Origin of the sequence: Aliiglaciecola sp. SL4 (genome assembly GCF_041538045.1) — a bacterium.
GTDB lineage: Bacteria > Pseudomonadota > Gammaproteobacteria > Enterobacterales > Alteromonadaceae > Aliiglaciecola.
In genome coordinates this window covers 198,626-217,743 of record NZ_JBGOSE010000003.1, presented here as the reverse complement: position 1 = coordinate 217,743, position 19,118 = coordinate 198,626, and the positions used below count along the sequence as shown (strand labels likewise).

General features: G+C 39.0%; 19 protein-coding genes. 9 read left to right on the top strand and 10 right to left on the bottom strand.

The window, feature by feature from the left end:
* Positions 1 to 7 precede the first annotated feature (7 nt).
* Positions 8 to 1,072: a glycosyltransferase gene (locus tag AB6T38_RS06395; protein WP_372546504.1), complete on the top strand. Its 1,065-nt coding sequence runs from the start codon at positions 8 to 10 to the stop codon at positions 1,070 to 1,072.
* 13 nt (positions 1,073 to 1,085) lie between these two features.
* On the opposite strand, the gene AB6T38_RS06390 is transcribed toward AB6T38_RS06395, so the two are convergent.
* Both AB6T38_RS06390 and AB6T38_RS06385 read right to left on the bottom strand, forming a co-directional pair.
* On the bottom strand, positions 1,086 to 2,147 hold the full coding sequence (locus AB6T38_RS06390; protein ID WP_372546503.1) for a glycosyltransferase family 4 protein: 1,062 nt from the start codon (positions 2,145 to 2,147) through the stop codon (positions 1,086 to 1,088).
* A gap of 6 nt (positions 2,148 to 2,153) precedes the next feature.
* Positions 2,154 to 3,431: a 3-deoxy-D-manno-octulosonic acid transferase gene (locus AB6T38_RS06385; RefSeq protein WP_372546502.1), complete on the bottom strand. Its 1,278-nt coding sequence runs from the start codon at positions 3,429 to 3,431 to the stop codon at positions 2,154 to 2,156.
* Between the two features lie 144 nt (positions 3,432 to 3,575).
* Between AB6T38_RS06385 and AB6T38_RS06380 the strand changes: the two genes are divergently transcribed.
* Positions 3,576 to 4,496: a polysaccharide deacetylase family protein gene (locus AB6T38_RS06380; RefSeq protein ID WP_372546501.1), complete on the top strand. Its 921-nt coding sequence runs from the start codon at positions 3,576 to 3,578 to the stop codon at positions 4,494 to 4,496.
* A 69-nt stretch (positions 4,497 to 4,565) separates the two neighbouring features.
* On the opposite strand, the gene AB6T38_RS06375 is transcribed toward AB6T38_RS06380, so the two are convergent.
* The 3 genes from AB6T38_RS06375 to AB6T38_RS06365 all read right to left on the bottom strand — a co-directional run bounded on the left by AB6T38_RS06375 (position 4,566) and on the right by AB6T38_RS06365 (position 7,493).
* Positions 4,566 to 5,246 (bottom strand): tetratricopeptide repeat protein, encoded by a 681-nt coding sequence (locus AB6T38_RS06375; protein ID WP_372546500.1) that lies wholly within the window; start codon positions 5,244 to 5,246, stop codon positions 4,566 to 4,568.
* 72 nt (positions 5,247 to 5,318) lie between these two features.
* A complete protein-coding gene (locus AB6T38_RS06370) occupies positions 5,319 to 6,338 on the bottom strand; it encodes a GNAT family N-acetyltransferase (protein WP_372546499.1) in 1,020 nt (339 codons plus the stop codon).
* A gap of 9 nt (positions 6,339 to 6,347) precedes the next feature.
* A complete protein-coding gene (locus AB6T38_RS06365) occupies positions 6,348 to 7,493 on the bottom strand; it encodes a DegT/DnrJ/EryC1/StrS family aminotransferase (RefSeq protein WP_372546498.1) in 1,146 nt (381 codons plus the stop codon).
* A 251-nt stretch (positions 7,494 to 7,744) separates the two neighbouring features.
* Between AB6T38_RS06365 and AB6T38_RS06360 the strand changes: the two genes are divergently transcribed.
* The 3 genes from AB6T38_RS06360 (at position 7,745) to AB6T38_RS06350 (ending at position 11,595) form a co-directional block, all read left to right on the top strand.
* Entirely contained in the window at positions 7,745 to 8,536 is a 792-nt protein-coding gene (locus AB6T38_RS06360) for a hypothetical protein (protein ID WP_372546497.1), read from the top strand.
* Entirely contained in the window at positions 8,533 to 9,387 is an 855-nt protein-coding gene (locus tag AB6T38_RS06355) for a hydrolase 1, exosortase A system-associated (RefSeq protein WP_372546496.1), read from the top strand. Before AB6T38_RS06360 ends, AB6T38_RS06355 begins: the two co-directional genes overlap by 4 nt.
* 90 nt (positions 9,388 to 9,477) lie before the next feature.
* On the top strand, positions 9,478 to 11,595 hold the full coding sequence (locus tag AB6T38_RS06350; RefSeq protein ID WP_372546495.1) for a PQQ-dependent sugar dehydrogenase: 2,118 nt from the start codon (positions 9,478 to 9,480) through the stop codon (positions 11,593 to 11,595).
* An 85-nt stretch (positions 11,596 to 11,680) separates the two neighbouring features.
* On the opposite strand, the gene fghA is transcribed toward AB6T38_RS06350, so the two are convergent.
* The 3 genes from fghA to AB6T38_RS06335 are packed head-to-tail and all read right to left on the bottom strand — an operon-like array spanning position 11,681 to position 14,064.
* Positions 11,681 to 12,535 (bottom strand): S-formylglutathione hydrolase, encoded by an 855-nt coding sequence (fghA, locus tag AB6T38_RS06345; protein ID WP_372546494.1) that lies wholly within the window; start codon positions 12,533 to 12,535, stop codon positions 11,681 to 11,683.
* Positions 12,535 to 13,653, bottom strand: coding sequence for an S-(hydroxymethyl)glutathione dehydrogenase/class III alcohol dehydrogenase (locus AB6T38_RS06340; protein ID WP_372546493.1), 1,119 nt, complete (start codon positions 13,651 to 13,653; stop codon positions 12,535 to 12,537). The genes fghA and AB6T38_RS06340 overlap by 1 nt, the downstream gene beginning before the upstream one ends.
* Before the next feature lie 39 nt (positions 13,654 to 13,692).
* A complete protein-coding gene (locus AB6T38_RS06335; RefSeq protein ID WP_372546492.1) occupies positions 13,693 to 14,064 on the bottom strand; it encodes a hypothetical protein in 372 nt (123 codons plus the stop codon).
* A 407-nt stretch (positions 14,065 to 14,471) separates the two neighbouring features.
* Here AB6T38_RS06335 and AB6T38_RS06330 point away from each other — a divergent pair, with 407 nt between their 5' ends.
* Together AB6T38_RS06330 and AB6T38_RS06325 are read left to right on the top strand one after the other, a co-directional pair.
* Positions 14,472 to 15,089 (top strand): hypothetical protein, encoded by a 618-nt coding sequence (locus tag AB6T38_RS06330; RefSeq protein ID WP_372546491.1) that lies wholly within the window; start codon positions 14,472 to 14,474, stop codon positions 15,087 to 15,089.
* Positions 15,090 to 15,177: 88 nt separating this feature from the next.
* Positions 15,178 to 15,435: a DUF3081 domain-containing protein gene (locus AB6T38_RS06325; protein WP_372546490.1), complete on the top strand. Its 258-nt coding sequence runs from the start codon at positions 15,178 to 15,180 to the stop codon at positions 15,433 to 15,435.
* Positions 15,436 to 15,470: 35 nt separating this feature from the next.
* On the opposite strand, the gene AB6T38_RS06320 is transcribed toward AB6T38_RS06325, so the two are convergent.
* Positions 15,471 to 16,046, bottom strand: a complete 576-nt coding sequence (locus AB6T38_RS06320) for a GspH/FimT family pseudopilin (protein ID WP_372546489.1) — start codon at positions 16,044 to 16,046, stop codon at positions 15,471 to 15,473.
* A 227-nt stretch (positions 16,047 to 16,273) separates the two neighbouring features.
* Between AB6T38_RS06320 and nadE the strand changes: the two genes are divergently transcribed.
* Positions 16,274 to 17,104, top strand: a complete 831-nt coding sequence (nadE, locus tag AB6T38_RS06315; protein WP_348490799.1) for an ammonia-dependent NAD(+) synthetase — start codon at positions 16,274 to 16,276, stop codon at positions 17,102 to 17,104.
* Between the two features lie 229 nt (positions 17,105 to 17,333).
* A complete protein-coding gene (locus tag AB6T38_RS06310; RefSeq protein WP_372546488.1) occupies positions 17,334 to 17,672 on the top strand; it encodes a P-II family nitrogen regulator in 339 nt (112 codons plus the stop codon).
* Positions 17,673 to 17,705: 33 nt separating this feature from the next.
* Here AB6T38_RS06310 and AB6T38_RS06305 read toward each other — a convergent pair whose 3' ends face one another.
* Positions 17,706 to 19,043: an MBOAT family protein gene (locus AB6T38_RS06305; RefSeq protein WP_372546487.1), complete on the bottom strand. Its 1,338-nt coding sequence runs from the start codon at positions 19,041 to 19,043 to the stop codon at positions 17,706 to 17,708.
* Positions 19,044 to 19,118 lie beyond the last annotated feature (75 nt).

Below are 19,118 nucleotides of genomic sequence, written 5' to 3'. Positions count from 1 at the left end.
AGTATTAATGAAACCGTCGATTTTGTTTGTCACAAGCCACAGTTACTTGCCACAAAAAATAGGTGGTGCCGAAGCTTCTACTCATCAGTTATGTATAGAAATGCTTAAAAACGGTTATCCAGTGTCAGTTCTTTCAACATTGGATTCCGGGGATTTTATTTCATTTAAAACACGACTGAAAATGAAGTTGCACAGGACCGACACAGTATGTGACTACGTAATGAAATATCCAGTATTCCGAGTATGGGATTTACATGAAAAGTTACCTAAAGTAATAAATTCATTAAAACCAGACTGGGTTATTATGCAAGCGGGGGAATGTATAAAACTCGCTAAAATTGCTTTACAAACAAATGGAACGCATAAGGTGTCCATTTATGTGAGAGATGTAGAGTTTGCGAAGCACGGTGGTGAATATTTTGCTGATGAAAAGTTAAGTTATATCGCAAATTCTGATTTTACATCACAAAAACTATTGAAATGCTTCCAATTAAAATCTACCGCTATACCACCCATGGTTGATTATTCGAAATACAAGGTTCCTTTAACAGGAACACAGATCGTTTTTATTTGTCCTTTTCCTGAAAAAGGAGTTCACTTAGCTACAGAGATAGCGAAAAACAATCCTCACTTACCCTTTCTATTTGTAGAATCATGGTCGTATACGGATGAGGTTAAGCGATATTTAGTTGAAAATGTGGAACCGTTAAAAAATGTTAAATTAACGCCTAAACAATTGGATATGGTCAATATATATTCGCAAGCCAAAATAGTCATAATGCCAAGCTTATGGGAGGAAGCGTGGGGAAGGGTTGCAAGTGAAGCTCAAGTTAGCGGTATTCCTGTCATTGCTAGGGCTATCGGTGGACTTAAGGAATCCGTTGGAAAAGGAGGTATTTTGATGGCTCCCGACGCGACGGCATTTGATTGGAGTGAAAAAATCAATAAGCTTTTTAGTGAGCCATCTTATTATAGAGAAATTAGTCAAAATGCACTGGAATACTCTCAAAGAGAGGTAATTTCCGTTGATCATTTAACGCGTCAGTTTATTAAATTAATCGAACAAGAATAAACCTAAATGAGAATTAAAGCTGAGAATATAAATGCGCCAGCTTTTCTGCTGTAGCGGCCAATGAAAAATGTTTTATTGCTCGCTGCCTATTTGCATTTTGCATTTTTTCCATTTTTTGTTTGTCGTTAAAAACATCCAATATTGCTGCTGTGATGGCTTCTGCTGAACTTGAAGGTTCGAATAGCACCGCGCCTTCATTGTTTAGATAATCACTTATCCCTCCTACATTGGAGCATACAATTGCCTTGCCTGTTGACATCATCTCTAATACTGCGTTATTCGCCGTACAATCAATTAAAGGCATAAATCCGATGCTCGCGTTTCGATATACATCTCTTAATTGTTCATCTGAAATGCCGGAGAGTAGGTTAACATTGACCATCTTATCAAAACGTGGCCATTCACTCTTTGGAATCAGAAAATCAAACTTAACCGCTTCGCTGCCTAATGTGTCTGTTAACAGCACCACCACTTTCTCGAGTAAATCCATATTTCGTAGTATTCCGCCAAGGCTGACTATCCGAAGCTTCCCGTCAGCTCTAACGCTATTCACATCGGGCTTAAAAAAGTCGGTATCCACATGATGATGTATTACATGGATATTTTGTTTTGGAATATATCTCTCAAACCAACTTCGTTGACTGTTTGACATAAGTATGACGGCGCTTAAACGTGAAATTATGGCTCGATTTACTCTTTCATCTAGGCGGACTGGGGGGTAGTGGTAGGTAGCAATAACTTTTTTATTTTTATGTTGCCAAAGAGGGGTGTAAAAATACGTGTCCTCTCCATAAATAAAATGGCAAATACCAGGCTTTGAAGAGGCAACTGTGGATAGGGCTTTTAATTCAGGAATTAGTCCCTCATCTCCAACAGCTTGTGGCCGAAGTGAATGCAACCTCCATTTTAAGCCTGCTGGCATATGGCCCGCAATATAAGATCTTATTCCACCTTCTGCATGAGGAATTTTCATGTATTCAAAAACCGTATTATATCCGGAGTGTTGGGCATGATGTTTTATGCGCCTGTGCACTATCGACACATTTAATTTTGTTAAATCGACATTTTCCGTCATCGATAATTACACCTGTTTCATGATTTTTAGTTTCTGCAGAATACGGATATTTTTTGCCAATGTGGTGGCTAGATCCTGCAAAGTCCTCATCGTTTTCAACTTAAATTGTTCACTGCTTAGCGCACTTAACTTAATCAGCTCTTCTCCTAAATCAGCTGGGTTTTCAATTTCGAACAGTAAGCCGTTTTGCTTGGAAATTTCATAAACCGGATAGCTCGGATAGGTGGATTCCCAGCCGCTAGTAATAACGACGGGTTTGCCAAAGGCGAGGGGTTCTAAAACATTGTGATTTTTTCCAATGTAAGAGAAGTTTGAGACTGAATATAAACCTCTTAGCTCCCCAAACGTATCTAGTACCAATACGTCTAAAGTTGAATCTAGTGGTTTTTCAACTTGTGATCTAAATTGAAATTTTAAGTTTTTCTTGGTCAGTAACTCTGCAATCACATCAAGTTGTTGCTGTTTCTCAGGATGGCGGGGAGCCATTATCATTAAAGTATTTGGGGAACTATTTTTTAAAGTAACGAAGGCATCAATCAAAGCCATATATTCATATTTATCGGATAAGGATCCTGCAACAAAAATGGATTTATCCAACATATGGAGCTGTGAAAATAGAGACTTCGCATTGTCGTCTTTGAAATGTACTTTTAGATCACTCACGGCATCAAATTTTAAATTCCCTGTGACATGTATATTTGATTTTAGCGCGCCGGCTTTGTTTAGCTTCTCTTTAACGGCATCTGTTTGAACCATAAAAGAGTCGAAAAGTCTTACATATTCCTTTGAAAATAAGCGCCTTTCAATAACATCCTGTTTGCAAGAAGGCGCATACTCGTAAAGCCAACTGTTTACCGCAACTAGGGTTGCTTTTTGCTTTTTTAGGTAACGTAAAAAAGCATATGATAGGCGGCAAGGAGCATCATTTGGCTTACAGGGAATTTCGCATAAAATAAAGTGATGGGTTGGAAACAACTTGTATAACGACTTTGCTTCGTTTTTCCAGCCAGTCAATTGAACTACTTGTGCGTCAGGAAATTGCACTCTATAAGCATCGGCATAACAGTCTCGATCAGAGATCAGCACTAGAGAATAAAACTTTGAAAGGGATTCAATAATTGGTTTACAGCCATTCAGTTCGCCAATAGTCGAGCAAAAAATCCAAATAAATGGCTTTTTACTATCCCTTGAAAGGTTATTTTTTGTTGTATAGATAAGAGGTTTCTGCTTTTCACCTATTACGCTTAAAATTAGCGAATAGAACCACCATTTTATTAATTCCATAGATAAATAATTGATTTCTTTTTTTTTAATAGTGTAAAGAGTTTAATGAACAATTAATATAGGGAAGAATATTTTATATCAAAGATTGATGATCAATTGTTAACGCTACTTTAAAGTTCACGTACAACCTACGACGGAGAGTTCATGTTCAAGGTGCTATTTAAGTTTCTAGGAAGAGGAAAAAAACTAAGTATTTTGATTTACCATCAAGTGCTGCCACAGTTTGACCCAATGCGGCCATACGAAATGCATGCGGATCTGTTTGAGCAGCAACTTACTTGGTTAAAGCAGAACTTCACACTGCTTTCCTTAAAACAAGCTGCCACTCTTCTGGAAGAAGGTAACTTACCTAAAAATGCGGCTGTGATTACATTTGATGATGGATATGAAAATAATGCTAGTGTTGCGTTACCGATTTTAGCCAAACATAACACTGTGGCGACTTTTTTTATTGCTTCAGATTTCTTAAACGGTGGCACTATGTGGAACGATATTGTTATTGAATATGTACGTAACTGGCCGCACAAACAACTAGCATTAGATGAATTTCCTAACGAATATTACATCACGTCTGATTTGCAGGAAAAACATCAGACCGCGGAAAAAATCTTATTAAGATTAAAGTATTTACCATTTGTTGAGAGAAGTAGGATTATACAAAGGTTGCAACCCTTAGCTGCTCCAGATGGGTTAATGATGAGTGATGAACAAGTCATTGAGTTGCATCAAGCAGGAATGGAGATTGGAGGGCACACATGTAGTCATCCCATTTTAGCTAAACTAGATGACGACTCAGCCAAAAAGCAAATTAAAAACAACAAAGATTACCTAGAAAACTTATTGGATGAACAATTATTTAGCTTTGCCTACCCCAATGGGAAGCCACAACAAGATTATTTGCTACGTGATGTTAAATTGGTAGAGCAGGTTGGGTACAAATGTGCCGTCTCTACAGCCAATGGGGTATCGACCAAAACAACTGACAAGTATCAGTTACTACGTTTTTCACCATGGAAACAAGACAAACTGGGTTTTCTTGTATTGTTGGCAAAAAATTATTTCTAGCAATTATCCAAAGATAGTATTTTTATATATGCAACTTGAAGCGTGAAAAATGAACGGTACTGAAAGAGTCTACTTTTCTTCCCATTTATTTACAGCGATAAGCATATTTTTCAATCCAGGTAAAGGATACCCCATTGAGTATGCTTTTTTAGCATGTTCCAATGCTTTAGATTCTTCTCCGACCTGCATTAAGAATAACCCAAAATTATAATGGGCCTCAGGATTTTCAGGTGCAAACTTCACTGCTTCTTGATAGTGTCTAGCCGCAACTTCGTAGTTTTTATATTGATGATAAAAAATAGCAATCACCAAATGAACTAAGCCGTCATCTGGGGCTCGATTCAATGCGTGTTGAAAGTAACATTCTTTTTTAGGCCAGAACCTATCTTTACGCAGTTTATGTTGCGATGTGTAATCTGGTCTCATTTGATTTTTTGCTGCTACAAGCAACGCTTTAGGATGATTTGGAAATTTATTCAATACGTAATTTAAGTCACCTTCAAGTGAACCTGCATTCCCGTACTCTCCTCGTTGAACCCCTTTGGTAAAGTGAGCACCTTCAACTTTTCTACGAAGTTCATTTGTTTTGTAATCCGTTCTACGGTAGTCAGTTCCCTTAACCGTTTTCCCACAATTGAATGCGCTATCCCTAAAGTCAGGTGGTATTTTCGTTTCAGTAGCCAAGGAAAGTGGGGTGACGAGCCAAAGAATTAACAACAAGCAATATTTCGACTGCTTGAATTTACGCATTAACACCATAGTAGCCTCTGATTTATATGTTTTCTATGCTCAAAAAGAATCATTTGAAGATGTATTTTTGAACTATTTTAGCTTTTTAGCAAGCTTGATTGCGAATTTAAACAATGTATTCGAGTAAAACGTAACATGCTCTATTTCTCTTAACGTCGAATCTAACCGCTTGTGCCATTCCATCGCTTTTCCGTAAAACTCGATATTGTTAATGCCTTCAAGTTCTCGTTGTTGAGAATAGTGTTTAATCATTTCAATTTTAAGCATTAACGCCGGAGATTGTTTATTAAATTGCTCGTTGTAGGTGGTTTTTAAAATAATTAAGCAATCATCTTGTTGTATACACAAATCCACTGCGACTATTTCATCGTTAATTAAATAGTACCAACAACATGCTTTGCCTTTCTCAGCTAAGCTGCCCAAGGCTTGTTGATAAAATTTTCCTTGGGTGTTGTCAGGGGATATGGCGGTGCCTTCTTCACCTTTCCAGCCACTACTCTCTAATTCACCGTATTTAATAATTGCTTGTTTAACCTCTGCAGGCTTAGTGACTTTCTGCCAAGACAATGTATCTTCAGCTCGGGCGGCGCGATTAATTACTTTGTTGTAATTTTGTCGCATATTTTTGCCCAGAGATTGAAAATACTTGTCAAAATCTTCAGGAATGGGACGGTTCCCAGAAGTAATGTAGGGCATGATTTCAAATTCGTCTGCTGGGGTAAACTGGCTATATTTTGAATCCATTTGCAGCATATCTAACATTGTTACATTACCGGGAAGGGCGTTGCATAAAGACTTCATCACGCTACTACTGATTTGTGGTTCGCGATGTAAGAATAATCCAAGCGGACATTGCGAAGGCATTGCTGTTGCCCAACGACCTTTACCATGAGGCTTAAAGAAGCCAGCGAATTGCAATTCATCGTTTGTATAAGCTACAACTAATTTTTCATTTCCATCAAAAAAGTGAGCAATGAGACCTTGTACGAATTCAGGCTCAAAAAACGCTAGATTCATGGTTTTACAATTGAGATCTGCCCAAGCTTTTTGATGGGTAGAAAATTCAGAACAACTTAAAACTGACCAATTCATTAAACTATCCTAGGGGCGTAATTGATTAAAAGTGTCGACAATAAAATTTAACTGACTAGAAGAAAGTTGCTGGTGGCATGGTATCTGAATCAGTCGAGAACGGTAATCTTGACTTATACTGCAGTCACTAACCGCAACTTCTTCCCATCGAAGAATTTGAATGCCTTTTTTGCGAATTTGATAAAAATAACATTCGTCTGTAAGCAGAAATGGTATGACGTAAGGTATGTCTTCATCCTTAAGGCAATTGAATAGAGGTGCGCCAACTTTTGGGTTATTGATGTTGTTGACGATATATTCGAAATTTCTACGTCTTTTTTTCCGAATCAGTTTGAGGTTACTGTGGCAAAAAATACTTTTGGTATTTCTGTAACTAGCAGAAACAAGATCAATTGGTTGGAAATAACGTAAATGACTATCTTCTTCTGAAAGTTCTGCACATACTCCAGCGGTTTCATTTTTACTTTTTTTAAACCGTGCTTTTAATCTGCCAACAAACTGCGGAATACCAACTATAAAAGCACAGGCCTTAGCCTCTTCTAGCCAGCCAACATGAGTTAGCTTAGCTTCGTATTTATTTTTTAAATAGAGTGCACCACCGTCAATGGTGGGCAGTATTTTGTTGATACTACATATGCTCGCGCTAACATCTGGAACTTGTTTGCCTGAGTCTGCAAAATGATCTACAAATCGAAACAACGAGTGAGCACAATCTTCAATAATTTCTACCGGCTGGCTATGTAAAAATTGAATAACCTCATCGTTATTTTGACCAAATCCAAAATACCTGACAACCACGCAGTGAGTCACATCGCCTGCACAAATTGCTTTTTTTAATAGACTGGTATCGACGGTTAAGTCTGCTTTTACAGGATAGAAGCGAATTTCGTAGTCTAACCAAATAAAAGGTTCAACTAATGCTGGGCAATGATAAGCTGGAATCAATATGACATTTTTACGATTTTCTTTTCTTAGCGCCGTCCCTGCGATACCTATGGCACCGCGACCGTTACGAGTGAAAATTGTTTCCCTCACGTCCCCCTTCGCATGTTGAGCTAAATCCAAATCACGTAACCTAAATTTAGGAGTCGCTGTGACGCTTGGAGTTGGAAATTGACTTGCATCGGCAAGGGGGTTTAAAAATTTTACTGCCATGTGATTCCGCTAAACTATGCCTGATATCGTTTTTCTTCATGAAAAACAGAGAATTCCTAAGCTTATGCTAAGGTATGTTTGGCAAAATTGCTATATTGTTGATTAAAGTATGGGGAAAGTGATAAAAAAGTATTATTCTTGAAGATGTGTTTGGGCTGTTCATTGGTGTTTTTTTATCATCTAGATGCCTTTTCATATGGAGTAAGATATCATTATCTTTGTTAAAAAACATGTACCTACAGGAAGCAAAAGTGATCAAAGGTTATTTCCTACCTAGTGCCGAAGGTAGCTTGTTTGTTAGTCAATACGGACAAACGAATCCACAAAAAACAGTTTTACTGCTTCCATCTATTTTCGAAGAGCTAAACCTGAGTCGAGCGATAATCACAAAACAAGCGTTATTTTTAGCTAAACAGGGATATTGCGTATTTGCATTAGATTATCTTGGTACCGGCGACAGTGAAAAAGATATTGAACACGTCAGTGCCTCTATTTGGCGCGATAATATTATTACCGTGGCTCAATGGTTAAAATCTAAAGATATCGATAGCATTGACCTCTGGGGGGTACGTTTTGGCGGATTGATGGCTTTAACATCATTGGCAAGCATCGAAACAATCTTATCCATCAAGCATATTCTGTTATGGAAACCCGTTATGAAGGGTAAGCAGTTTATGACTCAGTTTTTACGTTTAAAACAGGCTAATTCAATGATGCAGGGAGAGCAAAAAGTAAATTGGCGTGAACGAATTCTGTCAGGCACTAACGTTGAGGTAGCAGGTTACGAAATTACTACAGACTTGCTGGCATCCATAGATGACATAGAGGTCTCTAAATCATTAGTCCTGACGTGCCCATTAACTTGGTTTGAATTGGCAACTGAAGCAATCACGCCAGCGGTATCGATACAGACTAAAAATTGGGATCCACAGCTTCTCAAAATAGCCTGTTTTGAGGGTTCTGCATTCTGGCAAATACCAGAAATATTCGAACAAAGTCAGTTGCATACACCTACTCTGAACGCCTTGCAGGGAGAATTATGATTATGCCCGAACCTATTGAGTCAGCAGTGGTGTTTAACAGTAATGGTGCTGAATTGATGGGGATACTCCACCGTCCCCCACAAACCGTTAAAACTGCCGTACTTATTGTTGTTGGAGGGCCTCAATATCGTGTAGGCAGTCATCGTCAATTTGTACAGCTTTCTCGGGCTTTAGCTAAAGAAAATATAGCTTCATTGCGCTTTGATTACACCGGCATGGGTGATAGCGAAGGCGACAAAAAGTCCTTTGAGAACATTAGTGATGATATTCATGCTGCTTGTGATCTGCTCTGTGATGAACTCGGTATAGATTCCATTGTCATCTGGGGACTTTGTGATGCAGCCTCGGCTGCGCTGATATATGTTCCACAAGACAAACGAGTTAAAGGTTTATTTTTATTAAACCCTTGGTTGAGAAGTGATGCAGCCATGGGGAAAACCATGCTGAAATACTATTATGTGCAGCGTTTACTTTCTAAAGAGTTTTGGTCTAAATTAATTCGCGGTAAAGTGAATGTGGCTAATAGCATCGGTGATGCAAAAGGTTTTGTGAGCGATAGTGTTTCTAGCCAAGATAATCAACAGCAAAGTTATCAAGCTCAAATGCAAACGGGTTTGCAAACATTTTCGGGCAAGGTTTGTTTAGTCTTAAGTGGCATCGATTTGACCGCAAAAGAGTTTGAACAGCAAACGCTGAATAACAAAGCGTGGAAAAAGTTGAAAAGTAGTGATAGTACGGTTCACCGAATTGCTAAAGCAGACCATACTTTTTCAAGCAAAGCGTTTAAACAAGAAGTCGAAAAATACACCATTGCATTCGTCAAAAACAACGAATTTTCTGGAATTGGGTAGAAGGGCGCTTTTAATATTGTTAGATTGCTGCTGCAGCCTAACTACCTGCTACAACGCCTTTTAGATTTAAAAAATTTTATAGGATTGAATGTGTCAAACACTAGTCGTCAGTATTTTATTTTAAGCACAGTCGTACAGCTTATTTTGGTCGCCTTAACCGTATCGTTAAGTTTTAGCTTTACTAAGCACTTTGAAATAATTCCAGATAGTATTTTACATTTGCCCGATGTCTATGTAAGTCATGGGGACATGCTGCAAATAGTGAAAATATTTGTCATTACCTATGCTATTCAGATAGGTCTAGCGTGCTGGCGAAACGGCAGTAGTGCTTTTTCAAGTGCTAAACGATTTGCAAATGAATACATTTGGTTCTTATATGCTTATACAACTGCATCGCTGTATTTATTTCTTGCTACCACTATCAATTATGATCCTCAACTAATTGCAGCTATCGGTTTGTTTGCAACTGTTTTCTATCTTATCGCATTTATGTTGATTAATAGCCTGCTATTTGGCGGGACAATTTTAGGTAGTTTAGGAACAGGGATTGCTGCCACCTTCAAACGAGTGTTCAGTGTTACAGGGATCTTAGCGGTAATATACTTTTTGGTCCCCCTTGCGATGGGAAAAGCATTCACTTCCGACCGAGATATTGCCAATGCAATTACCCAAGTCCGTATTTGGTTCAACCCTGTTGAGACCTCCGATTGGGGGTTCAAAAATTACTTACCTAAGTTCAAGTTTGCGCAGCCTGTTTTAGTGCGCGAGGGACCTGAAAATGACGGCACGGTTTATGTGTTAGAGCGAGGCGGTAAAATCAAAAAGATATCCCCACTGACTTCTGATAATGCGCAGGTAGTGGTGAATGTGTCAGAATTCATGGGTGAAGTGGAAATGGAAAATGGCGCTATTGGTTTCGATTTTCATCCTAATTTTGCTAACCAGAACGAACCGAAACCTTATTTATACCTGTATTACACAGATACACGGGAAGAAAATATTCAACACAATAGAATTTCTCGGTTTGAAATTACGTCACCGGACGCTTTGGTAAACACGGCTTCAGAAACTATTTTATTTGATTTAATTCGCAATGATTCAGGGTTTCACAATGGTGGTGCTTTAGAGTTTGGAGCTGATGGGTTTCTATATATTGGATTGGGAGAAGGTGTGCATCCGCCTGAAGCAAAAACCTCTTCGCAGGTTTTACGCTCTGGGATTTTGCGTATTGATGTAGATATGGATCCGCAAAAAAGTCAGCCTATTAACCAACCTATGGAATATGGTGTAGTACAAAATTACTATATTCCTAACGATAACCCGTTTTTAGATAATGACGACATACGTAATGAATATTATGCGTTAGGTTTACGCAATCCCTTTCGATTCAAATTCGATTCTCTTACAAACGATCTCTGGTTAGGTGATGTAGGCTCTACTATTTGGGAAGAAGTAAACAAAATTGAAGCCGGTAAACATTACCAGTTTCCAGTGATAGAGGGGCGCAGCAAAAGTGGTGTAGATGCATGGGAAGAATTAGATATTCCTCAACAAGGTCCTGTTTATACCTATGAACATAATGCCTACGACAGAGCGGTAATTGGCGGCATTGTCAATCGTTCTGATATGTATCCAGAATTAAAAGATAAGTATGTTTTTGCGGATAATTATTCAGCCAAAGTATTTGTGATGGACTCGGATAAAGCTCAAGTGGAAAGCGTTAAATTGATAGCCAGAGCCAATCAATATGCGCAACGAGGAATCAGTTCAGTGGTGCAATTGAGCGGTGGAGAAATACTGGTTACAACGTTAGGAGCAGCATCTGAACCTAGCGGAGAAGTATTGCAATTAGTTCACGCTGATCAAGCGAATGTTTTTCGAGAAGAAGTAGATAACACTCCAGAGGGTTATGACCAAACAGCAACTGCCAGCTTGTTTGCGGTTAACTGCGCCCGTTGTCATGGAGTGAAAGGGGATGGAAAAGGACCTGACGCAGCGCTGTTAGGTGTTCCAATGCCAGATTTCACATCCCCTTTGTATCATCACAATACTGATACCTCAGCAATAAAATCTATTATTGTTGAAGGTGGTGGAGCGGTTGGTAAAAGTCCGCTTATGCCGCCGTGGGGAGGATTCTTAAAACCAAAAGAAATAGATCACCTGGTGACTTATTTAGAATCTTTGCCAGATCAACACCATCAGCATTAGCCATTACATATGCACTTTCAAAAACAAAAATCCCCTGTAAAACAGGGGATTTTTTATGGAAAGCTAAAGACCTTGTGCTTTAGACTTAATCTGTTGCGGTCAAAAATTTATGGTGAAAACGCAAATGTTCTTCTATAAAACTAGCAATAAAAAAGTAACTATGATCATACCCAGAATGGTAATTTACTATGGCGGGGTACTTTAGTTTTTGAGCGAGTTCGTCAAATGGTTTGGTCAATTTCTGACTTTGATAAAAATCATCGTTCAACCCTTGGTCAATTAATATGGGAATTTGCAAAAATTGGCCTTGCTGCTGCAGCAATTTACAAGCGTCATATTGTTCCCATTCACTCACATCATCCCCTAAATAGGCGTGCAATGCTTTTTTACCCCAAGGACAATCTAACGGGTTTACAATAGGTGCAAATGCAGAAATAGAAGTGTATTTCTGGATATTTGATAAACCTATTGTTAGTGCGCCGTGGCCCCCCATAGAATGTCCAGCAAGTGCGACTTTAGGGATGCAATTAAACGATTGGTTTATTAGGTCGGGCAACTCATCAACAATGTAATCATACATATGATAATGGGTATTCCAGGGTGGCTGAGTTGCATTGACATAAAACCCAGCTCCTTGACCTAAATCGTAACCGTCGTCATCAGCAACATTGTCTCCTCTGGGGCTAGTATCAGGGCATACAATAATGAGACCTAGTTCAGCTGCAACTCTTGCCGCGCCGGCTTTGGTGACGAAGTTTTCATCCGTACAAGTCAGCCCGCTTAACCAATATACCACTGGAAGCGGTTTGTTTTGCTCAACTTGTGGTGGGACAAAAACACTGACGTTCATTTCACAATTAAGCACCTTTGATTGGTGTTTGAAGCGCTGTTGCTGACCACCAAAGCTTTTAACTGAAGAGGTAAGTTCCAAGATAGACATTAGTAATGTACTACCGATCTGATGGATTTACCTTCATGCATTAGGTCGAAGGCCTGATTAATATCTTCCAAGCCCATAGTATGGGTAATGAAGGTGTCGAGTTCGAATTCACCATCCAAGTACCTTTGCACATAATCTGGTAATTGGCTGCGACCTTTCACACCACCAAAGGCGGTGCCACGCCAAACTCTGCCAGTAACAAGTTGAAAAGGACGTGTGGAGATTTCTTGGCCAGCACCCGCTACACCAATTATCACCGACTCTCCCCAACCTTTGTGGCAACACTCTAATGCGGAGCGCATAACATTGACGTTACCGATACATTCAAATGAATATTCAACACCACCGTCAGTCATGTCTACGATGACCTCTTGAATAGGCTTATCGTAATCTTTTGGATTAATCACGTCTGTTGCGCCAAGTTGTTTGGCTATTTCAAATTTATCTTCATTAATATCAATGGCAATAATGCGACCGGCTTTGGCCATTCTGGCGCCAATTAGAACCGACAGGCCAATCCCGCCTAATCCGAACACTGCAACGGTGTCGCCTTCTTGCACTTTGGCTGCATTTGTAACCGCTCCCATACCTGTAGTGACTCCACACCCTAATAAACACACTTTTTCCAAAGGTGCTTCTTTAGGGATTTTAGCCAGCGCAATTTCGGGGACCACTGTGTGTTCAGCAAAAGTGGAAGTGCCCATATAATGATAAATTGGCTTACCGTCTTTAGAAAAACGTGTACTGCCATCAGGCATTAAGCCTTGGCCTTGGGTTGCCCGTATAGCCTGACATAAATTGGTTTTACCAGAAAGGCAATATTTGCATTTGCCACATTCAGCGGTATACAAAGGAATAACATGATCGCCTACTTCTACTAAGGTCACACCTTCACCCACAGCTTCAACAATTCCTGCACCTTCATGACCTAAAATCGCTGGAAAAAGACCTTCAGGATCATCTCCTGACAATGTGTATGCGTCAGTGTGACAAACACCTGTGGCAACTATTTTCACTAGCACTTCCCCTTTTTGCGGGGGCATTAAATCAACTTCTTCGATGCTAAGCGGTTTGCCTGCTTCCCAAGCTACGGCGGCGCGTGTCTTAATGGTTTGCATATTTATATCCTTTATTTGGGCTAGTGGCTTTATTTTGCATTATTGGCATTCTCCAATAAATCCAATGGAACGTTCAAGCCATTTAATTTGTTCAATTGTATATCCATGCGGGCACATTTTATTAGATTCAAGCTCAGTTTCTAATCGTTGAATTGCAATTTCTTCTAATTTAAGTCGAGTCTCATTGTTTATAGAGAATCGCGAAACTTGAGTCGTTTTCGATGTAACTCCGGTATTTGCAATCAAACGGTTCTGTTGGCGACGAACCAGCTCCGAAGGTGGTAAATACCAAATCAACACAAACTCGAAGCCAGTACTATCAGGTGTCATTTGTTTGTCGAAAACGTGACGAATTTGAAGTTGCGAATCGTCATTGGCAACGCAGCCTGTTACGCAGGCAATAGCAATCAATATTATGCATCTCAGTGTCGAAAAAACTAATTTCAAAAGTGTAAACCCGCCAATCAATATCTTATTTCACATTTTTCATAACGAACGTGTCGATTTGCCCTTTGGTAAATCAACTACATTCTATAGTCTTATCTAATAAGGAGATGGAAGTTAGCTCTTTACATCGCCTCTTTCGTAATGCAGAAAAATATTTACTTATCTAGAATATACAGCATGTGACTGCTAATTTTACTTTATTTGTTGGATAGATTAAAACTTAGATTGAGTCGATTTTGCCTGAAAAAATAAGCACATCCTTAATAAATTGGGGTAACATAAGATTTCAAATTAGCTTGAATTTTTACTATTCAAGCTAAATTAATGTATACAGTCTCACTGTGTTTTTAGCTCAATTTGAAGGATTATGTGTGAATATCTCTCGTTGTCTTTTTATTATCTCTTCTTTAATTCTAAGCGGTCATGCTGTTGCAACAGACAATATGTATGGCGTTACGACCTTGGGATACGGCAAAACCGACCTAGAATCCACTAGCGCCAGTACAATCAGTTACAAATTAGCCGTGGGCTACCAGTTTGCTGAACAATGGTATGCAGAATTTGGATACCATCAGCTTTCAGACCAGTCTCAAGTTGAGCAAATACCGACCACCATTGATGGCCTTAATTTGACTGAGTTTGGGCTCAATGCTGAAGCGTTGGGTATTTCTGTACTTGGAAAAGCGACTAACAATTATGGTGAACTCTATTATCGATTAGGGATTTTGAACGTGGATATTGAAGGTCAAAATCTATCTTCAGGGGAGGGGTGCGAATTTGGCGCGGCAACCCCATTTAGTTTAAATAGTGGAGAAAGTTTCACCTTGTGTGAGTATGATGAAGGTATAGCTGCTGGGCAAATTGGTATAGGCTTCGATTTTTATCTTGGGGTTAACTTATTATTACGCACGGAAGTTGAGCATATTCGTGGCGAGCACGGTTTCGAACATAATGGGGTTTATATCGGCTTACGTTACAATTTTAATTAAGTTAAGGTACGTTAAAGCGTTTAGGTGCAGTTTCCAGCTAGCACTATGGGTATGTTTATAAACCTATTTGCAGAATTCGGAGGTTTACATGAAAAATGAATTAGACAGTCGTTTTATTTTAAATGTGTTTGAAAAAATCCGTGATAAAGGCGAGGCAGTAAAAGGTGGGTATCTTTTTCAGGGGGTTAAAGCCTATACAGATCATGATGGTTATACGGTCTTTTTAGAGGATGCATTGGTTAGTTTACGTTTTGGTTTCCACAATCAATACCATTTTGATTATGAAAAAGTGGAACACCTAGAGCAGTTTGAAAAAAAATTAAAAGCGATAAGCGAAATAGAGTGATTAGCGCCGAAATAAACATTCAGCGCAGTTAAAGCTTAGCTACAACTTAGCGCGCTACCAGTGATACTTTCATGAACGCCGTTTTTGTCTGAGTCTTGACTTATTTTAACTCTACCCTGTGGGGTAACCACCAGTTGCCGTGCGTAAGTAGCCTCTTTATCATCATGACAAATGAGTATTGTAGATAGTGCATTAGCCGAGCCATTGGGGTTAAATTGAATGGCTTGGGTCGGGCCGGTAACATAATTATTATTGGAAGTAAGTGAGGTGGCCACCAAAATATCTTCATCATCCCCCCTAGAGCCATTACCATCTTCATCGCCAAACACCATTTTTACTTGACTCCAATTGGTCGTACAGGTCGAAAAATCAGAAGTAGGGCAAACGATTGTGGTAAGTTGTTCACCCACTGCGTTAGCCCTAGCAAATTGAATTACCCCGCTGATTTCATTCACTTCTGATACAATACGGTTTTTGATAATGATCCCTTGAGCAGAAGGAACGGCTATAGTTAACACTATGCCAACTAAGGCAATGCCAATCATTAATTCGACAAGTGTAACGCCTTTTTGTAAAGTATTGGACATCAAAGAGATGTTTACGCTTTTCAAAGATACTCCAAATGTTATTAGCTTATTTACTGAACTGAAAATAACCTGATGAGACGTTACAATAACGTATTTAAACTACTTTTAGGTATACAATTACACATCAAAGTATTTGAAAATATTTAATTTAAAGGCATAACGTTTATTTCAAAAACGATTGCCAAGATAAGTTTAACCGTTCGTTACTGAACGTTGTACCCAGCTTAACAACCCAAAAAACGAGAACTGAGATGCACAAAAAAGCCATTTTAGAAGAAATGCACGTACTTCCAGAAATTAATCCGCAAAAAGAAGTAGAAAGACGAGTCGCATTTATTCAGAACCAACTTACGCTTTCTGGAATGAAAACGTTAGTGTTGGGGATCAGTGGGGGGATTGATTCTTGCACTTTAGGTCGATTAGCCCAGTTGGCTGTTGATGGCTTGAATAAACAGTCTAACGGTGGATATCAGTTTGTTGCTGTGCGTTTGCCATACAGTGTTCAGGCCGACGAAGAAGACGCGCAAATCAGTATCGATTTTATACAGCCAAGTCATGCGGTTAGTGTAAATATTCAACCAGGCGCAGATGCAATTCACGATCAAACATGTGGTTCATTAGCCGCAGCTGGATTACTGCCCGATGATGCCCACAAACAAGATTTTGTAAAAGGGAATGTAAAAGCACGCTCACGGATGGTTGTGCAGTATGAGATTGCCGGAATGATGGATGGGTTAGTGCTTGGCACCGACCATTCTGCTGAAAACATTACGGGGTTTTACACCAAATACGGTGATGGTGCATGTGACCTAGTTCCTTTATTTGGTTTAAACAAACGTCAAGTTAGACAAATCGCCGCTCACCTTGGTGCGCCTGATAAAATTGTTTATAAAGCACCAACCGCTGATTTAGAAACATTGTCACCTCAAAAGGCAGATGAACAAGCTTTAGGCATGACCTATGACCAGATAGATGACTTTCTGGAAGGTAAAGAGGTTTCACAAGATGTAGAGCTAAAACTCATCGAAATATTCACCAAGACTCAACACAAAAGGGTACCTATACCGACGCTTTATGATTAAGGATGATTTGCTAGTTAATGAAGTAAAAAAACAATGCGTACGACGTTTTAAAAAACTTAGGGATCTTTGTCCGGATAGGGTAATTGCAGATGGTATATTTTATTAACCTGTTGTAAATTAAATGTGAATATGGGTGGCAGCTAGAATGTAAGCTTGTTACTGCGACTAAAAGTAACAACGTAAATGCTCTGAAATAGCCATGAAGTAATCTAGTCCCTAAGGATATTTGATGAAAAAAGTCGAAGCAATTATTAAACCTTTCAAAATGGAAGATGTGCGATCAGCGCTTTCAAGCATAGGGGTTTCGGGTATGACTGTCACCGAAGTCAAAGGCTTTGGGCGACAAAAAGGACATTCAGAGTTATATCGCGGCGCAGAATATCACATCGGTTTTCTGCCAAAACATAAAATAGAAGTTATCGTTGCCGATGACGTGGTTGATCGGGTGATTGAAGTGATAATGGAGAACGCCCGAACGGGTAAAATTGGCGATGGCAAAATTTTTGTTTCTACTATCGACCGAGCGATTCGTATCCGTACAGGTGAAGAAAACGAAGAAGCCGTTTAGTCTCAAAACTAATGTTTAATTTGGAGACTAAAATTAGAATTGAAAATATACGAAAGGTGCATCGCCTGAGGAAAATGCTATTAGCAAAAAGGTGATAATTGTAATCAGTATTGATTGCACGATAGAAGGTAGAGAAGAGTAGGTTTTCTTCCAACTGAAAGTCCATGAGTCAGGTAAATAGTGTGCAGTAATAGCAATAGCCAGTATTCCCAACCCAACCAAACTCACAGGGGTATTTTGATTATCAAATTGAAGCATAGATTGTGCGTATGTAACAGCTCCTTCTAAAGATCCACCTCTAAAGAATAAGCGTGAAAATGCAACTAGGTTAAAAATCCAAAAAATTTGTAGTAAAAGGCGACTTCCTTTGAAAGACTGCTCATCTATTCCCTGTCTTCTGCGATTTTCTCGTCGCCATCTTTCTAAACAGACAAACGAAGCGTGTATAAAACCATAAATGACAAAGTTCCAACCTGCGCCGTGCCAAACACCTATCATGAGGAAGGTTATAAAGAGGTTTCGATATACATTGCCAGATTTGGAACCGCCTAAGCCAAAATACAGATAATCTCTAAAAAATGAAGACATGGAAATATGCCATCTCTGCCAAAAATTTGAAATCGATACCGCTTTATAGGGGCGATTAAAATTGATCTGTAGTTCATAGCCAAGTGTTTTAGCCACTCCCCTAGCAATATCTGTGTATCCTGAAAAATCCATGTAAATTTGATAGCTATAAGCATAGATAGCAAGCAGCAAAAATAACGGCGAATATGCTTGAGGATCTGCAAAAGCAGGATCAACTATATGTAAAGCTAGGGTATCAGCGATGATGATTTTTTTAATAAAGCCGCGAATGATTAATGCAAACCCATCTTCAATAGATGTGGCGGTGTTTTCATAATTATTATCTAACTGTGGAAGAAAGTAAGATGAGCGAACAATAGGCCCAGCAACCAGTTGTGGGAAGAAGGATACAAACAATGCAAAGTCTCTCAAGCTTGAGACTGGTTCAACCCGTTCCCGGTATATATCCAAAGAGTAACTGATACTTTGGAAAGTATAGAAAGATATTCCAATGGGAAGAACAATATTTAAGATAGGTAGTTCGCTTGTAAATCCAAACTCTTGTAGTAGTTCGTTGGCACTTTCGATAAAGAAGTTTAGATATTTAAAGTAAGCTAAAATACCCAGACTAGATGCCAATGACAACGTCAGCCAAAACTTTTTTTGGGCTTGAGATTTAGCCTTCTGAATTTGAGGACCAACAACATAGTTAATTAGGGTAATTAGTAAAATTAATGCAGAAAATCGCCAATCCCAACACATGTAAAAATAATAGCTAGCTGCAAGTAAATAGGTTTTTTTCAAGTCTTTATTTTTAACTAGAAGTACTCTAACAATTAAAAGAGTGACTAGAAAAAAAACAATGAAATGGAAAGATTG